The sequence below is a fragment of the Streptomyces sp. NBC_00637 genome (assembly GCF_045161545.1).
In the GTDB taxonomy this organism is placed as follows: Bacteria; Actinomycetota; Actinomycetes; order Streptomycetales; family Streptomycetaceae; genus Streptomyces.
The window spans coordinates 6,269,128-6,290,995 of sequence record NZ_CP109046.1 but is presented as its reverse complement, the minus strand read 5'-3'; the positions used below and the strand labels follow the sequence as shown (position 1 = coordinate 6,290,995).

Below are 21,868 nucleotides of genomic sequence, written 5' to 3'. Positions count from 1 at the left end.
TTCCGTCACCTGCCGGGGGTCTCGGGGATGGCTTGGGTCGGAGCGGCGCTCGGGGCCGGGGACCCGGCCGGCTCGGAAAGGGCGCTCGGCGTGGGGGTCGCGAGGGACGGCGGCGCCTCGATCGTCTGGGAGAGCAGGACGGCCTCCGGCGGCCGTACGGCGGCGGGGGCGTCCTCCAGGGACTGCTGGGCGGCGGGCGAGGGGACACCCTTCACGGTGCCGTCGGGGCTCAGGAAGGCCGGGTCTCCGCCGGGGACCATGCCGAGTTCACGCGCGCGGCGCTGGAGGGCGTCGGGGGCGGAGTAGGAGTCGATGTCCCGCTGGAGGGCCTGCTGCTCGTCGGTGAGGCTCTTGGTGTCCTTCTGCAGGTCGTCCATCCGGAACGAGCCCTCGCTGAGCGCGGAGTTCAGCACGAGCAGTCCGATGAGACCGCCGCCCAGGAGGAGGACGACGAGGAGGACGAACGGGGTACGGGCCGCCTGCCGCGGGCCGGCCGGGAAGAGCCGTGCGAACCGGGCGGCCCTCCCCTTCAGTTCGGGTTTCCTACTCACTCGGCCTCCCCCGGGTCGGAATTCCGAACCCTCGGCTCACGCCCGTCATTCGATGGACTCCCTGATTCGCTCGGCCCCACGCAGGCGCGCCGGGGCGGCGCGCCGGTTCTCGGCGACCTCTTCCTCGGTGGGAAGTTCGGCACCGCGGGTGAGCAGCTTGAGCCGGGGCTGGTAGCGCTCGGGGACGACCGGCAGTCCGGGCGGCGCGGTGTTGGCGGCGCCGGCCGCGAACACGTGCTTCACGAGCCGGTCTTCGAGCGAGTGGTACGACAGGACGGCGATCCGTCCGCCCACGTCGATCGCCTCCACCGCCGCCGGGATCGCCCGCTCCAGGACGGAGAGTTCGCCGTTGACCTCGATGCGCAGCGCCTGGAAGGTGCGCTTGGCCGGGTTGCCGCCGGTGCGCTTCGCGGCCTGGGGAAGGGCGTTGCGGATCAGCTCGACGAGCCGCGCGCTGTTGGTGAACGGCTCCTTGTCGCGCTCGCGCACCACCGCGGAGACGATCCGCTTGGCCTGTTTCTCCTCGCCGTACGCCCGCAGGATCCGCACGAGTTCACCGGGCGGGTACGTGTTGAGGACCTCGGCGGCGCTGACGCCGGTCGTCTGGTCCATCCGCATGTCGAGCGGGGCGTCCTGGGCGTAGGCGAAGCCGCGGTCGGCCTCGTCGAGTTGCATGGAGGAGACACCGAGGTCGAACAGGACGCCCTGCACGCGCGCGATGCCGAGCCGGTCCAGTACGTCGGGCAGTTCGTCGTAGACGGCGTGCACGAGGGTGGCGCGGTCGCCGAACGGGGCGAGGCGCTCGCCGGACAGGCGCAGCGCCTCCTTGTCACGGTCGAGGGCGACGAGCCGGGCCTCGGGGAACCGGGTCAGCAGCGCCTCGCTGTGGCCACCGAGACCGAGCGTGCAGTCGACGACCACCGATCCGGGCCGCTGAAGGGCGGGGGCCAACAGGTCCAGGCACCGCTGGAGCATCACCGGGACGTGTCGACTGTGACTCAAGGGGCCCTCTCAGATCCGGCGGGTGTACGCATCGCCGGGTCCCCGCCCCCTGAGGAAGGGAAGGCCTGCCGGCGCCGCGGGGAGAGCTCCGGCGGCCGGGCCGGGGTCTCACGGGGTTCAGTCCAGCAGGGAGATCGTCGCCTCCCGCTTCGCGTCACTTTAGTCCACGGTGTCGCGCGGTCAATCAACCGGCCTGCGCGGCGCGGCCCGACGGGAGTCCCGCACCGCCACCTCTGTGGCTTACCTCACAAAGAGCACGTGATGACACTCTTTTTCCCTACTCACAGCAGGCCTGGAACGCGCGTGACCAGTACCGTCATACCTATGACGACTTCTGCATCGGTCCCCGCTCGGCCCGAAGGCGCCATAACCGACGACACCGTCACCGACCGCCTCGTCGAGGCGAACGAGCGGTACGCGGCCGCCTTCTCCGACTCCGGCAGGGACGCCCGCCCCGTCCTGCGCGTGGCGGTCGTGGCCTGTATGGACGCCCGCCTCGACCTGCACGCGGCGCTGGGCCTCCGGCTCGGCGACTGCCACACGATCCGTAACGCCGGCGGCGTGGTCACCGACGACGTGATCCGCTCCCTCACCATCAGCCAGCGCAAGCTGGGCACGCGCAGCATCGTCCTCATCCACCACACCGGCTGTGGCCTCGAGGCGATCACCGAGGACTTCCGCACCGAGCTGGAGATGGAGGTCGGCCAGCGTCCGGCCTGGGCGGTGGAGGCCTTCCGGGACGTCGACCAGGACGTGCGCCAGTCGATGCAGCGGGTGCGTACCTCACCGTTCCTGGTGGACACCGACGACGTGCGCGGCTTCGTGTTCGACGTGAAGACGGGCCTGCTGCGCGAGATCGACCCCGCGTAATCGCTTGCCCGACCCTGTGCGACCGTTCACGGACGCCGTCGTTTCGCTGTCGTTTCGCTGTTGATTTCCGCCCCTCGGACGCCCAGATAGTCATAACACCGACATATCGCGGACAGTTGTCCACAGGCGAGTGACACGAATCGGTAACGGCAGCAAGAATGCGGGTGTGACGCCGCGCTGAGCAGTTCGCGCACGGCGTCCGTGATTCGGGGTGGGCCGGTTTGCCGCACAGAGCGTCGGCCCGGAGAAGTTTTGGGCCGAGGAGGGCCGGGTGACGACCTATGACGAGCGAGCGAGCCTCACAGATCTGACCGCCACTGTGGAGCGTGTCCGCAGTTCGGTGGAGGGAGTGATCGAGGGCAAGCCCGAGGTCGTACGGCTTTCGCTGACCGTGCTCCTCGCCGAGGGGCATCTGCTGATCGAGGACGTGCCGGGCGTCGGCAAGACGATGCTCGCCAAGGCGCTGGCGAAGTCCATCGACTGTTCGGTGCGCCGTATCCAGTTCACGCCCGACCTGCTGCCCTCGGACATCACCGGGGTGTCCATCTGGGACCAGCAGCGCCGGGAATTCGAGTTCAAGCCGGGCGCGATCTTCTCGCAGATCGTGATCGGCGACGAGATCAACCGCGCCTCGCCCAAGACGCAGTCGGCGCTCCTGGAATCGCTGGAGGAGCGCCAGGTCACCATCGACGGGACGACGTACGAGCTGCCCAGTCCCTTCATGGTGGTGGCCACCCAGAACCCGGTCGAGATGGAGGGCACCTACCCGCTCCCCGAGGCCCAGCGCGACCGTTTCATGGCCCGCGTCTCCATCGGCTACCCGAGCCCGGAGGCCGAGCTGCAGATGCTCGACGTGCACGGCGGGGTCAGCCCGCTGGACGACCTCCAGCCGGTCGCGCACGCCCACGAGATCGTGAAGCTGATCGACGCCGTCCGCGGTGTCCACGTCGCCGAGTCGGTCCGCCGCTACGCGGTCGACCTGGTCTCCGCCACGCGTACCCATCCGGACCTCAGACTCGGCGCCTCCCCGCGCGCGACGCTGCACCTGGTGCGCGCGGCCAAGGCGACCGCCGCCCTCAGCGGCCGGGACTACGCGCTCCCGGACGACGTGCAGAACCTCGCCGTGGCCGTCCTGGCCCACCGTCTGCTGCCCACCGCGCAGGCACAGCTGAACCGCCGCACGGCGGAGCAGGTCGTCGAGGAGATCATCCAGCGCACCTCGGTGCCCGCGACCCCCCAGCAGCACGGGTACGGACTGGGCCACGGCACACAGGCGTACGGCCAGCAGTCGCGGAGGCTGTGATGTCCGCCGGGGCGACCGGGCAGCCGTCCACGGGCAGCGGGGAGAAGGGCGGCGCCCGCACGGCCCTGGCCGGTCTGACCACCCGCGGCCGCTCCTTCCTCGCCGCCGGCATCGCCGCCGCCATCTGCGCCTACGTGCTCGGACAGCCCGACCTGCTGCGGGTCGGGCTGCTGCTGGCCGCGCTGCCGCTGATCTGCGCGGCCGTCGTCTACCGCACCCGCTACCGGGTCGCCGGCAGCCGCCGGCTCTCTCCCGCGCGGGTGCCCGCCGGCAGCGAGGCCCGGGTCCACCTGCGGATGGACAACGTCTCGCGGCTGCCCACCGGGCTGCTGATGCTCCAGGACCGGGTGCCGTACGTGCTCGGACCGCGCCCCCGCTTCGTCCTGGACCGGGTGGAGGCGGGCGGCCGCCGGGAGGTGTCCTACCGGGTCCGCTCCGACCTGCGCGGCCGCTATCCGCTGGGGCCGCTCCAGCTGCGGCTGAGCGATCCCTTCGGCATGTGCGAACTCACCAGAGCCTTCTCCACCTACGACACGCTGACGGTGATCCCGCGCGTCGAACCGCTGCCTCCGGTCCGCCTGAGCGGCGAGGCCAAGGGATACGGCGACGGACGGCAGCGCACCCTGGCACTGGCCGGCGAGGACGACGTGATCCCGCGCGGCTACCGCTACGGCGACGACCTGCGCCGGGTGCACTGGCGGCTGACCGCCCGCTACGGCGAACTGATGGTGCGCCGCGAGGAGCAGCCGCAGCGCTCACGCTGCACGGTGCTCCTGGACACCCGGGGCCTCGCCTACCAGGGCTCGGGCCCGGACTCCGCCTTCGAATGGGCGGTCTCGGGCGCCGCGTCCGTGCTGGTGCACATGCTGGAGCGGGGCTTCTCGGTGCGCCTGCTGACGGACACGGGCACCTCGGTGCCCGGCGAGGGCTCCGACGGGTTCGCCGGCGCGAGCCAGGAGTCGGCGGACGCGGCCGGGCTGATGATGGACACCTTGGCGGTGGTCGACCACTCCGACGGCACGGGCCTGTCCCGGGCCTACGACGTGCTGCGCGGCGGCAACGAGGGGCTGCTGGTGGCCTTCCTCGGCGATCTCGACGAGGAACAGGCGGCGGTGGCCGCGAAGATGCGCCAGCGCAGCGGAGGCGCGGTCGCCTTCCTGCTGGACGACGACAGCTGGGCGCGTGAACCGAACGGCGCTCCCGATCCGATGAACAGGCAGGAGGAGCGGCTGCGGATGCTGCGCGAGGCGGGCTGGACGGCCCTGAGCGTGCCGCGGGGCGCTTCGCTGAACGAGATGTGGCGCCAGGCGGACCGTGAGCGGGCGGGCGTGATGACGGCGGGCGGGACGAGCGGCGGGGAGGGATGGTCATGAGCGGGCGGGCTCGGCTGACACTGTGTTCGGCGGTGGCGACGCTGATGGCCTCGTGCGCCCTGCTGCCCCTCGTCACCCCGGCGACCTGGTTCCTCCAGGCGGCGTTCCTGCTGGCGATCCAGTCCGGGGTGGGCGTGGCGACCCGGCGGGTGCCGCTGGCCCGGCCGCTGACCGTGGCCGCCCAGACCCTGGTCACCCTGGTCCTGCTGACCCTGCTCTTCGCCCGGGAGCACGCCCTCGGCGGCCTGATCCCCGGCCCGGAGGCCTTCCGCCACTTCGGCGACCTGCTCCAGACGGGCACCGACGACGTGAGCCGGTACGCGATCCCGGCCCCGCTGTCCGACGGCATCCGGCTGATGGTGATCGGCGGGGTGCTCGTGATCGGTCTGGCGGTGGACACCCTCGCGGTGACCTACCGCAACGCGGCCCCGGCCGGCCTGCCGTTGCTGGCGCTGTACTCGGTCGCCGCGGGCCTGTCCGAAGGGGTGACCGACTGGCTGTGGTTCCTGGTCGCCGCGGCCGGCTATCTGATGCTGCTGCTCGCCGAGGGCCGGGAGCGGCTCTCCCAGTGGGGCCGGGTCTTCGGCGGGGCCCCGCGCGGTCCGGGCGGACCACCCGGCCCGATCGCCCCGGTCCGCACCGGCCGCCGCATCGGCATGGCCGCGCTGGGCGTCGCCCTCGTGGTGCCGCTGCTGCCGCTGCCGGCGATACAGGGCGGCCTGCTGGACGGTACGGGCACCGGCGTCGGCGCGGGCAACGGCAGCGGGGGCACGATCTCCGCGGTCAACCCGCTGGTGTCGCTGCGCGACAGCCTGAACGTGGACGAGGACCGCACGGTCCTGACCATGCGTACCACCACGAGCAACATCTCGGACCTGTACCTGCGGATCGTGTCCCTGGACGAGTTCGACGGCACGACGTGGAAGCCGGCGAAGCGTCACATCATCGCCGTGCCGGACGAGTTCCCCTCCCCCACCGGGCTGGGCCAGGACGTGAAGCGCACGGAGGTCACGACCCGGATCGCGGCCGCCACCGGTTACGGCCAGGACTGGCTGCCGATGCCGTACCCGCCCAGCAGCGTGCAGATCAAGGGCAACTGGCGGTACGAGCCGGTCGGCATGACCCTGGTCGGCGACCACGGCCAGAAGACCAGCGGCAAGACGTACCAGGTGACGAGCCTCGACGTACAGCCGACGGCGGAGCAGCTGGCCTCGGCGCCCGAGGCACCCGGCTCCGTGAAGAGCACCTACACCAAGGTCCCGGACTCGCTCCCCAGGGTGGTGGCACAGCAGGCTCGGGAGATCACCAAGGGCGCCACCAGCGACTACCAGAAGGCGGTCGCGCTCCAGGACTACTTCGCGGTGACGGGCGGCTTCGAGTACGACACCGAGGTCGAGGTCGGCAGCGGCCCCAACGCGATCGCCCGCTTCCTGAAGGACAAGCAGGGCTTCTGCGTCCACTTCTCGTTCGCGATGGCCGCGATGGCCCGCACGCTGGGTATACCGGCGCGGGTCGCGGTGGGCTTCGCGCCGGGTTCGCCGCAGGCGGACGGTTCCGTGGCGGTGGGCCTCAAGGACGCGCATGCCTGGCCGGAGCTGTACTTCGAGGGCGTCGGCTGGACCCGTTTCGAGCCGACCCCGACCCGGGGCACGACGCCCACGTACACGCTGCCGGACAGCACGGGCGAGGCCGTGCCGGACCTGCCGCAGGCCTCCCGCTCGGCGGACGCGGCACCCTCGACCCAACCCTCGGCGAGCACCAGCTGCTCGGCCCAGGACAAGAAGCTCGAAGGCTGCGCCGCCGCGCTGCCGCTGGACCCGACGCAGGAGGACGGCGGCGGCACCCCCTGGTACGCGATCGCAGGATGGACGCTGCTGGGGGCGGCGGCGCTCGCCCTGCCCCTGCTGCCCATGCTGTGGCGGCTGAGACGGCGTTCGGTGCGGCTGGCGTCGGCCCAGCACTCCGCGTCCTCGTCCGCCGGGGCACCACCCCCGGGCCCGCGCCAGGACGGTGGCGACGGCCGGCAGCCGGGCGACCCCGGCCCGGCGGTGCTGCTGGACGTGCCGCCGCAGGAGGCCGGCGAGGCGGCCGCCGAGCATGTGCTGGCGGTGTGGCGCGAGCTCACCGACACGGCCTGGGACTACGGCATCGAACCGGACGACGCGCTGACCCCGCGTAGGGCGGCCGCGCGGATCGTCCGGATCGGGGAACTGGACGAGACGGTGGGCCGTTCGGTGCACCGGGTCGCGGGCGCCGTGGAGCAGGTGCTGTTCGCTCCCGAGCCGAGGGCCGAGGCCGGCCTCGCCGACGATGTGCGCAAGGTCCGCGGGGCCCTGCGCGACCGGGTCGGCTGGACCACGCGTGTGCGTGCCGTCGTGGCACCGCGTTCGGCCATCCGCGCGGTCTGGGACCTCAACGACCGCTGGACGGCCCTCAAGGCGTCCTGGGCGGCCCGTCTGGCGACTCTCGTACGCCGCCCGGTCGGACAACCAGGCCAACCGGGCCGGCAACAGGGCGGCTGACCGAGGAACGGCCGGGCCGGCGTCCGGGTAGCGCCGAGCCCGGCCCGACCCCGCCCCCGACGGGAGCAGGAACCGACCCCGGGACGATGAAGCCGGGCCCGAGCGGGGACGGCCCTGTGCAGCACCGTGTCGGGCCGGGGCAGAGGCCGAGTCGGCCTCGGGGCGGGTCTGATCGGGGCGGATCGGCCGCGCGTAGGCCCGTAGAAGCTCCGCTCAGGCCGCGGACACGGCGGCAGGACGGTCGCACGACCGGACGGCAGGGCGACAGGGCGGCTGCCCAGGACAACGTTGAGGGCGACCACCTGCTGGGTGGTCGCCCTCGACGTTTCTTCGCATGGGGGTGCTGCCGCGGTGTCAGTGACCGCCCTGCTCGTCACGGCGGCGCTGCCAGCGCTGCTCGATCCGGTCCATCATGGAGCGCTTCTGCCGACCCTGACCACGGCTGTGCGGGGTACCTGGGGCTCCCGCGGCTGCCGCCGCCGGCTGCTCACCCGGCTTGGGCGCCTTGCGCCAGCCGGTCACGGCGAGAACCGCGCAGCCCAGCATGACGAGGAAGCCCACCACGCTCAGCCAGACCTGCTTGGCGACCATGCCGGCCATGAGGAGCGCGATACCCACGAGGAAGCCTGCGACCGCCTGGTAGACCCGACGCCGGGTGTACGTACGCAGCCCGCTTCCCTCGAGCGCCGACGCGAACTTGGGATCTTCGGCGTACAGCGCTCGCTCCATCTGCTCGAGCATGCGCTGCTCGTGCTCCGAGAGCGGCACGGAGTCCTCCTCATCGTGCAGTCGCCGGGGCGACCCGGGGGGTCCCTTCAGGATAGGCAGGGAATCGCCCCCGTGAAACCCGCCCCTCTACGCCAATTGGCCAACCGGAGCCCGTCATGGACGTCCCGGCCCGCTGAGGATTCCATTCCCCAGGAGCCGACCCGTCATGCCGGGCGGTCTCCCTCGATCATACGGCGCACCGCGCCCGAACGGGGGGCCTGTGGCGTACTCCATGCGCGGCCAAGGCCCTGATCAGCGGTGCGTCACAGGCAGCGCTCAGGTCCCGGTGGCCCCTCGCGTCTCGCCCAGTACGTGCAGCTGCGTCGCCACGGAGTGGAAGGCGGCGAGTTCGGCGGCGGCCTCCTCGAGCTTCAGCAGGGCTTCCAGAGCGCCGGGCTCGGTGTCCACGAGCACCCCGGGGACGAGGTCGGCGAAGACCCGCACGCCGTGGATCGACCCGACCCGCAGGCCGGCGCCCTCGACGAGTGCGGTGAGCTGCTCCGCCGTGAAGCGGCGCGGCACGGGGTCGCCCTCGCCCCAGCGGCCGTCCGCGCCGGTGAGGGCCTGCCGGGCCTCTGTGAAGCGGCCGGCCAGGGCGCGCGCCAGCACGGCTCCGCCGACGCCGGCGGCGAGCAGGCTGAGGACACCCCCGGAGCGCAGCGCGGCCACCACGTTGCGGACGCCCTCGGCCGGGTCGTCCACGTACTCCAGGACGCCGTGGCACAGGACCGCGTCGTAGCCGCCCCGCTCGGCCACGTCGAAGAGCCCGTGGGCGTCGCCCTGGACGCCCTTCACGCGGTCGGCGACGCCGGCCTCGGCGGTGCGGCGCTCCAAGGCGAACAGCGCGTTGGGGCTGGGGTCGACGACGGTGACCCGGTGTCCGAGGAGCGCGACGGGCACCGCGAAGTTGCCGCTGCCGCCGCCGGTGTCGAGGACGTCGAGCGACTCACGCCCGGTCGCCTTGATCCGGCGCTCGAGAGCGTCCTGGAGGACTTCCCAGACCACGGCCGTCCGGAGGGCGGCGCGGGGCCGAGGGGGGTCCGAGCGCGGCGGCGTCGGGGACGGGCTGGGGTGGGAGACGGGCGGGCGCATCGGGTCCGACACGGCAGTTGACTCCTCGGCGCGGCACCGCCTCTTGCGCGGCGGAGCGAACGGGCTGCCCTCCCTGCCCGATCCGACCCGGGCCCGGCTCCGGGAGCGGGCGGGCGGGGTCGGGCGGAGGGAAGGCTTCAGGCGTCCTCCACCCTATTGCCTCCGGCGCCTTGGCCCTCTCATGGTGGTGCGCCGCGGGGGCGACGCATGTCAGCCCGTGTCCGGCAGGTCGCGCCCGGCACCGGAGCGGTCCGGCTCCTCCCCCTCCTGGCGCGGCTGCGGGAGCACCGGCTGGAGCACCAGCATGCGTTCGACGAGGCGGAGGAACATCGCCACGTCGCGTATCAGGTCGTCGGCGTCCCGGCGGGTGGCCGCGCCCTGGATGCCCGCCTCGGCCCGGGCGCGGCGGCGCGCTCCCGACGCGAACAGGGCGCTCCACTCGGTGAGTTCGGGCGCTATCTCGGGGAGCACTTCCCAGGCGCTCCGGATGCGGGCCCGGCGCCGCGGGGCGGGATCAGGGCGGCCGCGGGCGGCGAGCACGGCGGCGGCGGTGCGCAGAGCCGCGAGGTGGGCGGTGGCGTAGCGCTCGTTGGGGGTTTCGAGGACGGCCGCCTCGTCCAGCCCGGCGCGGGCCTGGGCGAGCAGGTCGAGGGCGGCGGGCGGGGCCGTGGTGCGTCGCAGCACGGGGTGCACATCGCTCGCCGGGCCGTTCAGTGAGGGGGCAGGGCCGGTGGCGCGGCGCCGGTTTGCGGCGGCTGCGTGGTAGGTGGCCATGACGAACCTCCTGTCGTCTGTGTGACGGGCACGCCCGATACGGGCTGCCGTATGTGCCCATCGTGGGGTATGGCACTGACAATCCGTTCTGACCTGGGCTTTTGCTTCGGACGAAGGTTCGGGTTAGTTTTTGCACTGACCAGTCAGTTCAAAAAAGTCGCTCAGGGGGATCTGTGGACGGAGTCGGTGTCACCGCCGACGGCTTCGGGCTCCGAGGCCCTCGCGGATGGGCGTTCCGGGGCATCGGCGTCGACGCGGAGCCCGGCTCGCTGATCGCCGTCGAGGGGCCGTCCGGCTCCGGTCGGACCAGCCTGCTGCTGGCCCTCACCGGGCGGATGAAGGCCACCGAGGGAACGGCGACCGTGGGCGGGGCGCGTCTGCCGAAGCAGCTGGCGGCCGTTCGGCGCGTCGCCGCGCTCGCGCACGTCGCCGGCGTGACCGACCTCGACCCCGCCCTGACCGTCGGGGAGCATCTGCGCGAACGGGCGCTGCTGGAGCGGCGGTTCGGCGGCCCCGTACGGGAGTTGCTGCGACCGGGCGCGGAGCGGGCGGCCGAGGTGGGGCTGCGGATCGACACCGCGCTCGCCGCCGCCGGACTCGACCGGGAGGCCCTGCCCAAGGGGCCACGGACCGCCGTCCGTGATCTGGAGCGCCTCGAAGCGCTGCGGCTGTCCGTGGCACTGGCGCTCATCGGACGCCCCCGGCTGCTCGGTGTCGACGACATCGACCTGAAGCTGACGGATCCCGAGCGGGCGGAGGTCTGGACGCTGCTCAGGTCCCTCGCCGAGGCGGGGACGACGGTCGTCGCGGTGTGCGGCGAGGCCCCCGAGGGCACGGTCGCGGTCTCCACCGGCCCGGAGGCCACCCTGATCGCCCCGAGCGACCCGGGCGAACCGATCGCCCCGATCGACCGGGAGGCCGTCGTCGGGTCCCCGGCCCGGCAGGACACCGTCGAGGCCGCGGACGAGCCCGCCGGCGAATCTGCCGAGCAGCCCGACAAGTCCGCCGAGCGGGCCAGGACCACCGGGTCCGAAACGAGCACCGAGCCCACAGGGGCCATCGAACCCGCCACGACCACCGGGCCCATCGGGACCCCAGGGGCCACAGAGGCCACAGAGGCCACAGAGGCCACAGAAGCCACAGAAGCCACAGAAGCTGAGCAGGGAACCGCACAGGAAGAGGAGAAGGCGGATGCGATCGCCGAGACTCGCCGCGCTTGAGCTGCGGCGCTTCGGCCGGGGCAAGCTTCCCCGGGCCGCCCTCGTCGCCCTCCTGCTGCTGCCCCTGTTGTACGGCGCGCTGTACCTGTGGTCCTTCTGGGATCCGTACGGCCGACTGGACCGCATCCCCGTGGCGCTCGTGAACGACGACAAGGGGGCGACCGCCGACGGGAAGAGGATCAGCGCGGGGGACGACATCACCAAGGGGCTGCGTGACAGCGAGGTCTTCGACTGGCACGAGGTGAGTGCCGCCGAGGCACGCGCGGGCGTGGAGGACGGCAGGTACTACCTGTCGCTGACCATGCCGGCCGACTTCAGCGGCCGGATCGCCTCCAGCGCGGGCGACTCGCCCGAGACGAGCGCCCTCCAGGTGCGCACCAACGACGCCAACAACTACATCGTCGGGCAGATCTCGCGAACGGTTTTCAGCGAGGTGCGCACGGCCGCGTCCACGCAGACCTCGCGGTCCTTCCTGGACAAGATCTTCGTCTCCTTCTCCGACATCCACGGAGCGACCGCGAAGGCCGCCGACGGGGCCGACGATCTCACCGGCGGCATCGGTAAGGCCGAGAAGGGCTCCAAGGACCTCGCCGACGGGCTGAGCGACGCCAAGGACGGCAGTGGCAAGCTGGCGAAGGGCCTGAAGAAGCTCGACAAGGGCGCCGACGACCTGGAGGACGGTTCGCAGAAGGTCGCGGACGGCACCCAGACGCTCGCCGACAAGGTCAACGGGGTCGCCGACGCGTTGGGGCCCTTCGTCGAGGACAACGAGAAGACCATCGGGGACACCGCCCAGCTGGTCGCCGACTCGGCCAAGGTGATCCGCGACAACCTCGCGACCATGGTGAAGGTGGCGCCGACCGCCGCCGAGGGCGCCCACACGGCCTCGGACACCCTTGCCGCCGTCCACGAGGCCCGCTGCGAGACGCCGGTCCTGCCCGATCCGGCGTGCGCCGACCTGAAGAAGGCCAAGGACGCGGCCGCCGACGTGGCGAAGGTCGCCGACGACCTCAACACGCTGGTCGCCGACCAGGACGGCGACCTCAAGACGCTCCGCACGAACCTCGCCGCCCTCCAGAAGCAGGCGCAGTCGCTCGCCGACAGCGCCCCGCACCTCTCCGAGGACCTGGACGACGCCGTGACCAAGGTCAACGCGCTCAACACGGGCGCCGCGAAGGTCGCCAAGGGCGCCAAGAAGCTGCACACCGGGCTCGGCACGGCCAAGACGGGGTCGGTCGACCTCGACATGGGCGTCGGCAAGCTGGAGACGGGCGCCCAGGACCTCAACGGCGGCATCTTCAAGCTCTCCGACGGCTCCGGAAAGCTCGCCGACGGCCTGCACGACGGCGCCGGACAGATCCCCGACTACGACGCGCGACAGCGCGACGCGCGTACCGCCGTCATGGCCGACCCCGTGCAGCTCGCCTCCAAGGACCTGCACAAGGCGCCCAACTACGGCACCGGCTTCGCCCCGTACTTCATCCCGCTGTCGCTGTGGGTGGGCGCGATGGTGGCGTACATGCTGGTCGCGCCGATGAACCGGCGCGCGCTCGCGGCGGGTGCCCCGGCCTGGCGGATCGCGCTGGCGGGCTGGCTCCCGGTGGTGGCGATCGGGGTGCTGCAGACGACGGCCCTGATGTCCGTGCTGCACTGGGCGATCGGGCTGGAGATGGCGCGGGCGGCCGGCACGGTGGGCTTCCTGTTCCTGGTGACGGCGTGCTTCGCGGCCCTCGTGCAGTGGCTCAACGCGCGCTTCGGGGCGGCGGGCCGGATCCTCGTCCTCGCGCTGCTCATGCTGCAGTTGACGTCGGCGGGCGGCACCTATCCCGTGCAGACCAGCCCCGGCTTCTTCAACGCGATCCACCCCTATCTGCCGATGAGTCACGTCGTCGACGCCCTCAGGAGGCTGATCACGGGCGGCGGTCTGGGGCCGGTGTGGCACGCGTGCGTGGTGCTCGTCGCCTTCACCGTGGGCGCCCTCGCGCTGACCGCCCTGTCGGCGCGCCGCCGCCAGGTGTGGACCCTGGACCGGCTGCACCCGGAGCTGAGCCTGTGAGGATCCGGCGTCCGGCGGCCCGGGTTCCTGTGACAATCAGGACCATGGAAAGCAGCACCACCCCGGGCGGCCGCACCCGCCGCGAGGCCACCCGGCAGAAGCTCTACGAGGCAGCCGTCACGCTCATAGCCGAGCAGGGCTTCTCCGCGACGACCGTGGACGAGATCGCCGAACGGGCCGGCGTCGCGAAGGGCACGGTCTACTACAACTTCGCGAGCAAGTCGGTCCTCTTCGAGGAGTTGCTGAGGCATGGCGTGGGCCTCCTCACCGCCTCGTTGCGGGAGGCGGCCGAGCGCACCGCGCGGGACGGCGGCACCAAGGTCGACGCCCTGGACGCGATGGTCCGCGCGGGCCTCGTCTTCATCGACCGCTACCCGTCCTTCACCCAGCTCTACGTGGCCGAACTGTGGCGCACCAACCGGGCCTGGCAGTCCACCCTCATGGTGGTCCGGCAGGAGGCGGTGGCCGTCGTCGAGGGGGTGCTGCGCGAAGGCGTCGAGAACGGCGAGTTCAGCTCCGAGATCGATGTCCAGCTGACGGCGGCCGCCCTGGTGGGCATGGTGCTGGTGGCCGCGCTGGACTGGCAGGCCTTCCAGCCGGAGCGGTCCCTGGACGACGTCCACTCGGCGCTGTCCCGGCTGCTCCAGGGGCGAGTGAGCGGTACCCGGTAGCACGCATGCGCGCGTGGGGCGGCCGGCCGGGAGGCCGAACCGCCGCACGCGCGCGTGGGCGCACGAAAGCGCCGGTCCGCGGTGGCCACGTCCCCCGTGGGCCGCCTCGAACCGGCGCTTCCTGGTGCTCCCCCGTTCCCCCGTTCCCCCGTTCCCTCCCCCGTTGTCCCCCGTTCGGTCGTTCCCCCGGGGTGCCCCCCGCGCCTCACTTCCGCCGAGCCTGCCGACGGAAGGAGCGGATCGAGGGCCGCTCCGTTCCGGCGCCCCGTGTCGCCGGTGCCGGAGCCGCGCCTCTTTCCGTGCCACCACTCTCTCGTTCGCGCAGGTCGGCCCCCATCCGCGCGCGTACTCAACTCACCCACTAGGTACGCGTACTCAGCTCTGCGCACTCATCCCCAGGACGCCGCGCGGCCGACTGGTTACGATCGCGTCCGTGTCCGTACTCCCCCTTGTGTTCACCAGCGGCTGGGCCAGCGGCATCAACGCCTACGCGGTGGTGCTGCTGCTCGGCGTGTTCGGCGCCACCGGCCTGAGCGACGACGTCCCCGAGACGCTCCAGCGCCCCGAGGTGCTCGTCGCCGCGGGCGTCCTGTTCCTGTGCGAGGCGGTGGCCGACAAGATCCCGTACGTGGACTCCGCGTGGGACACCGTGCACACGCTTGTGCGGCCGGCGGCGGGAGCCTGGGTCGGGGCGGTGCTCGCCGGGCAGAGCGGTTCGCTCTCCGACGTGGCGGCCGGCGTGCTCGGCGGTTCGACGGCGCTGGCCAGCCACGCCGTCAAGGCGGGCACCAGGATGGCGGTGAACTCCTCGCCGGAGCCGTTCAGCAACGTGGTCGTGAGCCTGGCGGAGGATCTCGGCGTCGCCGGGATCGTGACGTTCGCGATGTTCCACCCGGCGACGGCCGCGGCCATCGCGGGGTTCCTGCTGCTGGCCGGTCTGACGGTCCTCTTCTTCCTCGTCTCGCGGATCCGCCGGTTCCTGCGGCGCAGGGCCCAGCGGCGGGAGGAACGCCGGCTCACCCGGCTCCCGTGGCCGCCGCCACCGGCCTGACGGCGTGACTGTCGGTGGTGGCCGATAAAGTCGCGGGCATGGCAGGGATTGCGGTGATCGGCGCCGGGATGGGCGCGCTGACGGCGGCCGCCCGGCTGGCCGTCGCGGGCCACCGGGTGACGGTGTACGAGCGGACGCGGACGTACGGCGGAGCGGTGGGCGGCTTCGAACGGGACGGCTTCGGTTTCGACACCGGTCCCGGTCTGCTGCCTCTGCCCGCCGTCTACCGCGACCTCTTCGTCAAGACCGGCAAGGAGCCGCTGGAGGCCTGCGTCGAGCTGGTCCAGGTCGATCCGTCCGCACGGCACGTCTTCGCGGACGGCACCGAGGTGGCGCTGCCGAACGCCTCGCGCGCGGGGGTCGTCACGGCGCTGGACGAGGCGCTCGGGACACCGGCCGGGCAGCGCTGGGGCGACTTCCTGGTCCGCGCCCGCGAGGCCTGGGACCGTACCCGCCGACCGCTCCTGGAGGAGCCGCTGTGGGACGACTGGTCGGTGCTGGCGGCCCGCGAGCCCTACCCGGCGGTCCCGCACAAGCGCCTGCTGCGCACCCGCCGGGCGGCCACCCTTGCCGAGGTCGGGGTCTGGGAGCTGCGTGACCCGCGGCTCACCGCGCTGCTGGAGGGCCACGCGCTCGCGTACGGCCTGGACCCGCGGACCACCCCGGCGAGCGCGGCCGTGCTGCCGTACATGGAACACGCCTTCGGGACCTGGTACGTGCGCGGCGGGATGCGCGAACTGGCCCGTGCGGTCCACGAGCGGTGTCTGGCCCGCCGGGTGGAGTTCGTCTTCGGCGCGGAGGTCACCCGGATCCTGGAAAAGGACGGCCGGGCGGTGGGCGTGGAACTCGCCGACGGCGAGGCGCGCGAGGCGGACTTCGTGGTCGCTCCGGGCGGCTTCGGCGGTCTGCCCGTCCGCGTGGACGGCGAGGTCGCCCCCCAGCAGGGGCTGCCGAGCCGGCTGACCGTACTGCTCGCGCTGCGCGGCGCCCGGCCGGAGGGGACCGCGCACCGCACGGTGGTGCACTCGGTGGACCGTGACGGCGAGCTGGAGAGCCTCTTCGGTGTTGCCCCGTCGGTGCCCGGGCGGCCGACGGTGACGGTTCTGCGGCCCGACGACCCGGCCCTGGTCCCGGACGGCGGCCATGAGGCGGTCACGCTCGGTGCGGTGGTCCCCGCGGGTGCGGAGATTCACGACGAGGAGGTGGACGCCTTGGTCGCGGCCGCCGAGCGAGCCGTCCCCGGTCTGCGCGACCGCGTCCTGTGGCGCGAGGTGCGCACCCCGGCCGATATCGCGCGGGAGACCGGCGCGGCGGGCGGGGCGGTCCCGGCGCCGGCCCTGGCGGCGGCCGGAGGGCGGCTGCTGCACCCGGCCAACTCCACTGGCCTGCAAGGCCTGTTCACCGTCGGTGGCTGGTCGCATCCGGGCGGCGGACTTCCGCACGCGGGCATGTCGGGCGCGCTGGTGTCCGGGCTGATCGTGGAGGGCCCGCAGTTCCGGGGCTCGCAGTGAGCGAGTGAGCGAGTGAGCGTCCGAGGCGCCCGGAGCCCCCGGAGTTCCCGAAGCACCCTGAGCCCCCGCCAGGAGGCGTTGCCGGGGAAACGCGGCCGTCAGAACCGATACTGCTCGTCGTAGCCGGTGCCCTGGCCGTGCCCCTGCTGCTGTCCGTCGCCCTGGTAGTACTGCTGCTCGGGCGGGAGTTCGCCGCCCAGCGGGTCGTCGGTGTTGCGCTGCTGCGGGACCCAGACGCCGCCGGCCGGGGTCTCCCCGTAGCCGCCGGTGCCGTACTGCTCCTGCCCGTACTGCTGCTGTCCGTACTGCTGTTGCCCGTAACCGGCGTCGTAGGAGCCGCCGCCGTAGGTCTGGGTGCCGATGTACGGGTCGGAGTAGGCGGCGTACTGCTGCTCGCCGGTGGCGTCGTAGCCGTACTGCTGCTGGTACCCGGAGTACGTGTCGTACCCGTAGTTCTGGTCCGCGCCCTGGGCGGCCGTCGCGTACTGGTCCTGCGGCTGGCCCTGCGACTGGCCCTGGCCGTTCGCGGCCGCGTACGCGGCGTCGCTGTATATGCCGTAGGAGCCGGTGTCGTCGGGCAGGGGCTGCGGCTCGTACACGGACGTGGTCTCGGCGGCCGAGGGGTCGGTGCCGCGGGCCGCGGGGGTGAAGACGTCGTCGCGGTCGTAGTCGTCGTCGCCGAAGGCGCCCTTGTCGCCGAAGGCGTTGCTGTCCTGGCCGAACGCCGCGTCGTCGGTGCCGTACTGCGGGTCGGAGCCGAGCCCGGCCTCGCCCGCCTCCAGGCCGGAGACCTCGAGCGTCGGGTCCCCCCGCTCGGCCTTGCCGCGGCGGCGCTTGGTGACGGGCGCGCCCTCACCGTCCGTGTCCGTGTCCCCGCGCCGGAAGGCCCAGCCCTCCGCGAAGCCGCGCCGGAACGACAGCGTGACGTAGGTCTGGCCGACCGCGAAGGCGGCCGCGCCCAGCGCGATGACGACGACCGACGGGATCAGGACACCGAGGACGACGCCGAGGAAGCCGACGAAGGCCAGCAGACGCCAGCGCAGGCGCGCCTTGTACTGGAGCAGAACCTCTCCGAGTAGCCACAGCGCGACGAAACCAAACGCGATGTAGAGGACCGTCCAGCCCATGTACGCCCCTCTCACAGTGGCCGCTACGCAGTGTGTCGTATGTGAATGCGACCGGTCTAGGCCTGCGGCGGATGGTGCAGGCCCAGCTTCTCGTAGATTTCCAGCGTCGCCGTGGAGTTGTTGAGCGTGATGAAGTGCAGTCCGGGCACTCCCTCGGCCAGCAGCCGTGCGCAGAACTCCGTGGCGAAGTCGATCCCAATGGAGCGTACAGCGGACGGATCGTCTTTGGCTGTGAGGATCCGCTCTTTCAGGGCGGCCGGGAAGCGGGCGTTGCTGAGCCTGGGCAGGCTTTCCAGCATCTTCACACTCGTCACCGGGAGGACCTCGGGGATGACCGGAGTCACACAGCCGGCCGCCTCGACCCGGTCGCGCAGCCGCAGATACGACTCGGGCTCGAAGAACATCTGCGTGATGGCGTAGTCGGCGCCGGCCCGGCACTTGTCGACGAAGTGCGCGACATCCGTGTCCCAGTCGCCGGAGCGCGGGTGCATCTCGGGGAAGGCGGCGACGCCCACACAGAAGTCGCCCGACTCCTTGATGAGTTGGACGAGTTCGGCCGCGTACGTCAGGCCCTGGGGGTGCGGCACCCAGTCACCCATGGGGTCGCCGGGCGGGTCGCCGCGCACGGCGAGCATGTTGCGGATCCCGGCGTCGGCGTACTGGCCGATGATGTTGCGGAGTTCGGCGATGGAGTGGTCCACGGCGGTGAGGTGCGCGACCGGTGTGAGGGTGGTGTCGACGACGATCTGCTCCGTCTCCCTGACCGTGGTCGACCGGGTGGAGCCGCCGGCACCGTAGGTCACCGAGACGAAGTCGGGGGCGGCCGCCTCGACCCTGCGCAGCGCGTTCCACAGGCTTCGCTCGCCCTTGGGCGTCTTCGGCGCGTAGAACTCGAACGAGTACGTCGTCTTGCCGGTCGCCAGGATGTCGCGCACGGTGCGCGCGCGGTCCGTCCTGGTCGATGCGGTTCCTAGGGCCATACCCGCAGGTTAGCCAGGGGTGGGCGGTCCCCCAACCGGATGCGGGAAATTTGTCCGGATTGTCGACTTGTTGTCCATCCCTTGGACGGCCGCACCGGAAGTACCGGCCATACCGCCGGGGGGAGGCGCGGCAGGCCGGGGGCAGGCACGGCGGGCCGGGCGGAGCGGGTCACACCGCGCGCAACCGCTTCGCGAACTCCGCCGCCGCGGCACCCGGGTCGTCGGCGTCCGTGATCGCCCGGACCACGACGACCCGCCGGGCGCCCGCCGCCAGTACCTCGTCCAGGTTGCCGAGGTCGACGCCGCCGATGGCGAACCAGGGGCGGTCGGTACCGAGGGCGGCCGTGTGCCGGACCAGGTCGAGGCCGGGGGCCGGCCGGCCGGGCTTGGTGGGGGTGGGCCAGCACGGACCGGTGCAGAAGTAGTCGACGCCCTCCTGGACGGCGGCGGCCCCGGCCTCCGCCTCCGAGTGCGTGGAGCGGCCGATCAGGACGTCCTCGCCGAGGATCGCGCGGGCCGCGGGGACCGGCAGGTCGCCCTGTCCGAGGTGGAGCACATCGGCGGCGGCCGCGTGCGCGACGTCCGCGCGGTCGTTGACCGCGAGCAGCTTGCCGTGCCGGGCGCAGGCGTCGGCGAACACCTCGAGGTACGCCAGCTCCTCGGCCGCCTCGATGCCCTTGTCACGCAACTGGACGATGTCGACGCCGCCCGCGAGGACCGTGTCCAGGAACTCCGGAAGGTCGCCCTGGCGGGTGCGGGCGTCCGTGCAGAGGTACAGCACGGAGTCGGCCAGGCGGGTGCGGGCGGTGTCGGGCATACGGAGGTCCCCCCAGGGCGGTGGCGTACGGGAGCGGGCGCCCCCGTACGCCGGATGTGTCGGTTCGGTACGCGGATCAGACGGCGAGCGCCTGGGCGCGACGCTTCACCTCCGTGCCGCGATTCTCGCTCAGCGCCTGCGCGGGCGTGCCGGGCAGGCTGGGGTCGGGGGTGAACAGCCACTCGAGCATCTCTTCGTCCTTGAAGCCGTCGTCCCGCAGCAGGGTGAGGGTCCCGACCAGACCCTTCACCACCTTGTCCCCGTCGATGAAGGCGGCGGGAATGTGCAGGGCGCGGTTCTCGCCACGGCGTACGGCGATGAGCTGGCCGTCCTTGATCAGCTGCCGGACGCGGATCACGTCGACATCGAGCATCTCCGCGATGTCCGGCACGGTGAGCCAGGCGGGGACGAGAGCATCGGTCTTTGCGTCAATCTCGGTCACGGGAACAAGCCTGCCATCTGCCGCCGACAGTCGGAAGCCGGGCCGGTCCGACCAGGGGTTCAGGCCGCGGCCGTCGCCGCCTTCATGGGCCTCGCCGGGTCCGCGAGAAGCCGTGGGTCCATGGGGGTGCCCGCGTCGATCAGCCGTTTGCCCTGGGCGAGATCGCGTGCCCGGCCCACGGCCAGCAGGGCGACCAGCCGGTCCTCGCGCAGCCAGCACACCGACCAGGCCGGCCCCGAGGGGTCGCCGCGCCACAGGACCCGGTCGGCGTCGACGTGGTGTCCGGCGTACTGGACGAAGCGGCCGAACTGCTCGGACCAGAAGTACGGGACCGGGTCGTAGACGGCCAGGGGTTCGTCGGTGGCGGCGCCGACGATGTTCGCCGCGACCGTGCGCGGTCCCTGGAGGGCGTTGTCCCAGTGATGGACGAGAAGCCGCTCGCCGTACCGTCCCGAAGGGAACGAGGCGCAGTCGCCGACCGCGTACACATCGGGCACGGAGGTCCGCAGATGGGCGTCGGCCACGACCTCGCGCTGTGCGCCGAGCGCGACGCCGGAGCCGGCCAGCCAGGCGGTGGCCGGGCGGGCGCCGATGCCCACCACCACCGCGCCCGCGGGCAGCCGCGAGCCGTCGTCCAGGACGACCGCGCCGGGCTCGACGCGCTCCACGCGCGCGTGGGTGCGCAGATCGATGCCGCTGTCGGCGTACCAGGCGACCATGGGGGCGGCGACCTCGGCGGGCAGGGCCCCGGCCAGCGGCCGGTCGGCGGCCTCGACGACGGTCACCGCGCAGCCCGCCTCCCGCGCGGCCGTGGCGAACTCGGCGCCGATCCAGCCGGCGCCGACGACCACGACGTCGTGTTGCCGGGCGAGCACCGGCCGCAGCCGTTCGGCGTCGTCCAGGGTGCGCAGCAGGTGCACGCCGGGCACGCCCTCGGCGCCGGGCAGCCGGATCGGTTCGGCGCCGGTGGCGAGGACGAGCACGTCGTACGGGACGGGCCCGGCCTCGGTGTCCAGCTCGTGGTCGGCGGGGCGGAGCCCGTCGACCTCGCGGCCGAGCACCAGCTCGATGCCGAGGCCCTCGAAGTCGACGTCGAAGGCGGACCCCTCGGCGTTGCCCAGCAGGACGGCCTTGGACAGCGGGGGCCGGTCGTAGGGCTGGTGGGGCTCGGCGCCGATCAGCGTCACCGTGCCGTCGAAGCCCTGTTCACGCAGCGCCACGGCGGTCTGCACCCCGGCCATGCCCGCGCCGACGACCACCATGCGCCGCCCGGCCGGGCCGCCTTCTTCCTGCCTCTGCTCGCTCACCTGATCACCTTAGGCGGCTGACGAATCGTCAGTCAGCCGTCGTGCGCCGTGACCTGCTCCACAACGCTGGTGCCGCTGCCCTCCTGCGACTCCCACGCCCAGCTCTCCTCGAGCCGTACCCGTCCGTCCGCGAGCTCCAGGACCGTCGAGACGCAGTGCCCCGAGGACGTCGTCCCGTCGTGCTTGAGCTGTACGTACCGGAAGTCGAGCCGGTCCCCTTCGCGGGTACCCACCAGATGCCCGCGTACGACGTCGCCGCCCGCGTATTCCGCCCAGATCTCGCCACCGCGCTCGTGGTAGGTGAACCGGGTGCGGGTGCCGACCTGACCCGGGGCCTGGTCGGCGACGGGCGCGAGGACGAGGCCGTCCAACGAGCGGGGCATGTCGAAAGGCTCCCTTACAGAGGCGCCGGACCACGGGCTAGGGTGGCC

The 21,868-nt window shown here is 72.6% G+C and carries 20 protein-coding genes; 9 read left to right on the top strand and 11 right to left on the bottom strand.

Annotated features, from left to right (window positions below):
• Window positions 1–5 precede the first annotated feature (5 nt).
• Both OG440_RS27555 and rsmH read right to left on the bottom strand, forming a co-directional pair.
• Window positions 6–551 carry a septum formation initiator family protein gene (locus OG440_RS27555; protein ID WP_406009469.1) on the bottom strand — a complete coding sequence of 182 codons (546 nt, stop codon included), beginning with the start codon at window positions 549–551 and terminating at the stop codon, window positions 6–8.
• A gap of 45 nt (window positions 552–596) precedes the next feature.
• Window positions 597–1,553 (bottom strand): 16S rRNA (cytosine(1402)-N(4))-methyltransferase RsmH, encoded by a 957-nt coding sequence (gene rsmH / locus OG440_RS27550; protein WP_406009468.1) that lies wholly within the window; start codon window positions 1,551–1,553, stop codon window positions 597–599.
• Window positions 1,554–1,877: 324 nt separating this feature from the next.
• On the opposite strand from rsmH, the gene OG440_RS27545 reads away from it, so the two are divergent.
• The 4 genes from OG440_RS27545 to OG440_RS27530 all read left to right on the top strand — a co-directional run bounded on the left by OG440_RS27545 (window position 1,878) and on the right by OG440_RS27530 (window position 7,621).
• The gene (locus tag OG440_RS27545; protein WP_406009467.1) at window positions 1,878–2,423 is read left to right on the top strand and encodes a beta-class carbonic anhydrase; all 546 of its coding nucleotides are present in this window, start codon (window positions 1,878–1,880) and stop codon (window positions 2,421–2,423) included.
• Between the two features lie 271 nt (window positions 2,424–2,694).
• Window positions 2,695–3,726 carry an AAA family ATPase gene (locus OG440_RS27540; RefSeq protein WP_406009466.1) on the top strand — a complete coding sequence of 344 codons (1,032 nt, stop codon included), beginning with the start codon at window positions 2,695–2,697 and terminating at the stop codon, window positions 3,724–3,726.
• On the top strand, window positions 3,726–5,099 hold the full coding sequence (locus OG440_RS27535) for a DUF58 domain-containing protein (protein ID WP_406009465.1): 1,374 nt from the start codon (window positions 3,726–3,728) through the stop codon (window positions 5,097–5,099). The genes OG440_RS27540 and OG440_RS27535 overlap by 1 nt, the downstream gene beginning before the upstream one ends.
• A complete protein-coding gene (locus OG440_RS27530; RefSeq protein WP_406009464.1) occupies window positions 5,096–7,621 on the top strand; it encodes a DUF3488 and DUF4129 domain-containing transglutaminase family protein in 2,526 nt (841 codons plus the stop codon). Before OG440_RS27535 ends, OG440_RS27530 begins: the two co-directional genes overlap by 4 nt.
• 354 nt (window positions 7,622–7,975) lie before the next feature.
• On the opposite strand, the gene OG440_RS27525 is transcribed toward OG440_RS27530, so the two are convergent.
• From OG440_RS27525 to OG440_RS27515, 3 genes are all read right to left on the bottom strand, one after another.
• Complete coding sequence (locus OG440_RS27525) at window positions 7,976–8,389, bottom strand: DUF3040 domain-containing protein (RefSeq protein WP_406009463.1); 414 nt, start codon at window positions 8,387–8,389, stop codon at window positions 7,976–7,978.
• 276 nt (window positions 8,390–8,665) lie between these two features.
• A complete protein-coding gene (locus tag OG440_RS27520) occupies window positions 8,666–9,493 on the bottom strand; it encodes a methyltransferase (RefSeq protein ID WP_406009462.1) in 828 nt (275 codons plus the stop codon).
• A gap of 198 nt (window positions 9,494–9,691) precedes the next feature.
• Window positions 9,692–10,255, bottom strand: a complete 564-nt coding sequence (locus OG440_RS27515) for an SAV_6107 family HEPN domain-containing protein (RefSeq protein WP_406009461.1) — start codon at window positions 10,253–10,255, stop codon at window positions 9,692–9,694.
• 173 nt (window positions 10,256–10,428) lie between these two features.
• Here OG440_RS27515 and OG440_RS27510 point away from each other — a divergent pair, with 173 nt between their 5' ends.
• From OG440_RS27510 to OG440_RS27490, 5 genes are all read left to right on the top strand, one after another.
• Complete coding sequence (locus OG440_RS27510) at window positions 10,429–11,475, top strand: ATP-binding cassette domain-containing protein (RefSeq protein WP_406009460.1); 1,047 nt, start codon at window positions 10,429–10,431, stop codon at window positions 11,473–11,475.
• Window positions 11,447–13,531 carry a YhgE/Pip family protein gene (locus OG440_RS27505; RefSeq protein ID WP_406009459.1) on the top strand — a complete coding sequence of 695 codons (2,085 nt, stop codon included), beginning with the start codon at window positions 11,447–11,449 and terminating at the stop codon, window positions 13,529–13,531. The genes OG440_RS27510 and OG440_RS27505 overlap by 29 nt, the downstream gene beginning before the upstream one ends.
• Before the next feature lie 44 nt (window positions 13,532–13,575).
• Window positions 13,576–14,202: a TetR/AcrR family transcriptional regulator gene (locus OG440_RS27500; protein WP_406009458.1), complete on the top strand. Its 627-nt coding sequence runs from the start codon at window positions 13,576–13,578 to the stop codon at window positions 14,200–14,202.
• 433 nt (window positions 14,203–14,635) lie between these two features.
• Window positions 14,636–15,253: a DUF4126 domain-containing protein gene (locus tag OG440_RS27495; RefSeq protein ID WP_406009457.1), complete on the top strand. Its 618-nt coding sequence runs from the start codon at window positions 14,636–14,638 to the stop codon at window positions 15,251–15,253.
• A 38-nt stretch (window positions 15,254–15,291) separates the two neighbouring features.
• Window positions 15,292–16,764, top strand: coding sequence for a phytoene desaturase family protein (locus tag OG440_RS27490; protein WP_406009456.1), 1,473 nt, complete (start codon window positions 15,292–15,294; stop codon window positions 16,762–16,764).
• 98 nt (window positions 16,765–16,862) lie between these two features.
• On the opposite strand, the gene OG440_RS27485 is transcribed toward OG440_RS27490, so the two are convergent.
• The 6 genes from OG440_RS27485 to OG440_RS27460 all read right to left on the bottom strand — a co-directional run bounded on the left by OG440_RS27485 (window position 16,863) and on the right by OG440_RS27460 (window position 21,820).
• Window positions 16,863–17,891: a hypothetical protein gene (locus OG440_RS27485; RefSeq protein ID WP_406009455.1), complete on the bottom strand. Its 1,029-nt coding sequence runs from the start codon at window positions 17,889–17,891 to the stop codon at window positions 16,863–16,865.
• A 56-nt stretch (window positions 17,892–17,947) separates the two neighbouring features.
• Complete coding sequence (gene metF, locus OG440_RS27480; protein WP_406009454.1) at window positions 17,948–18,871, bottom strand: methylenetetrahydrofolate reductase [NAD(P)H]; 924 nt, start codon at window positions 18,869–18,871, stop codon at window positions 17,948–17,950.
• A gap of 169 nt (window positions 18,872–19,040) precedes the next feature.
• Window positions 19,041–19,688: a thiamine phosphate synthase gene (thiE, locus tag OG440_RS27475; protein ID WP_406009453.1), complete on the bottom strand. Its 648-nt coding sequence runs from the start codon at window positions 19,686–19,688 to the stop codon at window positions 19,041–19,043.
• A 76-nt stretch (window positions 19,689–19,764) separates the two neighbouring features.
• Window positions 19,765–20,130: an Rv2175c family DNA-binding protein gene (locus OG440_RS27470; RefSeq protein ID WP_020129955.1), complete on the bottom strand. Its 366-nt coding sequence runs from the start codon at window positions 20,128–20,130 to the stop codon at window positions 19,765–19,767.
• Between the two features lie 59 nt (window positions 20,131–20,189).
• Window positions 20,190–21,392: an NAD(P)/FAD-dependent oxidoreductase gene (locus tag OG440_RS27465; protein WP_406011471.1), complete on the bottom strand. Its 1,203-nt coding sequence runs from the start codon at window positions 21,390–21,392 to the stop codon at window positions 20,190–20,192.
• 77 nt (window positions 21,393–21,469) lie between these two features.
• Window positions 21,470–21,820: a hypothetical protein gene (locus OG440_RS27460; RefSeq protein ID WP_406009452.1), complete on the bottom strand. Its 351-nt coding sequence runs from the start codon at window positions 21,818–21,820 to the stop codon at window positions 21,470–21,472.
• Between the last annotated feature and the right edge of the window lie 48 nt (window positions 21,821–21,868).